This window comes from Acinetobacter sp. GFQ9D191M, assembly GCF_011174875.1.
Taxonomy (GTDB): Bacteria; Pseudomonadota; Gammaproteobacteria; order Pseudomonadales; family Moraxellaceae; genus Acinetobacter.
The window spans coordinates 1-1,707 of record NZ_JAALGV010000175.1 but is presented as its reverse complement, the minus strand read 5'-3'; the positions used below and the strand labels follow the sequence as shown (position 1 = coordinate 1,707).

2 protein-coding genes are annotated in these 1,707 nt (G+C 36.0%); both read right to left on the bottom strand.

What is annotated here, in order from left to right; all coding sequences use genetic code 11:
* Window positions 1-196 precede the first annotated feature (196 nt).
* The gene (locus G5T77_RS16995; protein ID WP_114237944.1) at window positions 197-997 is read right to left on the bottom strand and encodes a DUF2310 family Zn-ribbon-containing protein; all 801 of its coding nucleotides are present in this window, start codon (window positions 995-997) and stop codon (window positions 197-199) included.
* Window positions 998-1,133: 136 nt separating this feature from the next.
* Window positions 1,134-1,472 carry a hypothetical protein gene (locus G5T77_RS16990; protein ID WP_114237945.1) on the bottom strand — a complete coding sequence of 113 codons (339 nt, stop codon included), beginning with the start codon at window positions 1,470-1,472 and terminating at the stop codon, window positions 1,134-1,136.
* Window positions 1,473-1,707: the final 235 nt, after the last annotated feature.

The window sequence follows — 1,707 nt, the reverse complement described above, 5'->3', positions numbered from 1 at the left end:
GTTCAGCGGACGCTTACCTTTTTAGGTGGTTCCGCTAGGGTATACTGAAAATAAACTTGTCCTGTACCTGATTCCAGTAAAACACTCTCCGAAAATATCGAGACGATTCACGGTTGGTTACAGATAGTTTGGGTGTTATTTTTATCTCTATGCTTGATAGGCTTTATGAGCTTACCACAAATAATTTTTCATTCGGTCAGTCCTCGCTTTCATCCGACCAATTTTGACTCAACTCACTCACCAAACGACTCTCATCGCATTTAAAATCAATATAGTGATAGGTATTGGCAGGCAATAGCCAATCCTGCCCTGTCAGTGGACATTTTTGTTCCATATCTTCTGCCTGTGTCCAATCACGGTAATTCATTAGAAAATAATAGGTGGGTACACCTGTGCTTTGTTCAATGATACGGCACAATTCTCGACCTATTTTGCTATGCTCAGAATTGGGATTTTGCATTTGCTCTAAGGCAAAGGCTTCACTTACTGGTTGAGAACCAAGCCACAAACGATATAACGCTTCAGCCTGACGATACCATGACCACACATTATCATAACAAGGGTGATCAGGTTGGGTATATGGGATTTTATATAGAGGAATGCCTTGTAAGGTTACTCCATCTAGTAAAGGCGAACTCCAGCCCCAACGCAACATGTAAAATTCAGATTGCGTTGGTACGGCATAACGGGGAAGAGGATAGTCATGGTCTTCTCCGATATACAAGGTTTGAATGGGTTTACCTGCTAACTGTTCGATTTTATTGTGCATTTCTTGGGCATAGCTGTTCATATTTTTACGGTCAAGGGCATCCATTTCAGGACACACCACAGTCACGCGAGTAATATCATTTTGGCTAACAGCTAAATGATGGTTACGGGGTAATATTTGTCCGTTGCCTTCTAAATTTCCTAAATAACAAAATACATCATGGTCGTGGCTATCATCATCTTCAGCGATACCTGTATATTGGGGTATGATAATATCAAAGGCGTGCATTTTTATATCTCATGCTTAATTTATATTAAATATATTTGGGGATGTTGCTGTTGAAATTGGTTAAAGTGCTGTCTTGTAGTGTCAATTTAACCTATACCGTCAATGCCGTACACTCTAAATATTAATAATACTTAAACTACTTGATATTATAACTATAATTTTTCTTATCATATTTACCGAAATAAGGAACAGCTACATCCTTATGCACTGTATTATTACTATCAGTATATGTAATTACTATAGAGTCTTCGGTGTCAGAATATTTTATAGGATACTTAAATGATTGATTAGGAGATAAATTACCTATATTTTCTGATTTATTAGTGGTTTTATAAGTTAAATTAACCTTAGTTATATCTTCGGAGGTTTTGTTATTTATAATTAGCATCCCTTCTGATTCACTTTGACTGGAACAAGCCACAGTAATTAATGCACTTAAGCTAATTACATACAGTTTTCTTATTGAGATCTTCACGAGCCAAACCTTTAGTTATTTTATTTAATACAAAATAATTCTATGCAAGAAATGCCACTCTCAACTTCTTAAGCCTATTGGAATGGCTGTATTACAAGAATTGTAAGTTTAATATTGAAAGTCTAACCTTCGTAAAATAAATGATTTAGCGAAAAAAAGTTGAGAGTTAAGCATAAAATGGAATCTTATTTTTCACCAAAGGAATTAGAAGATGTGTAAGCGTCCGCTGAACACA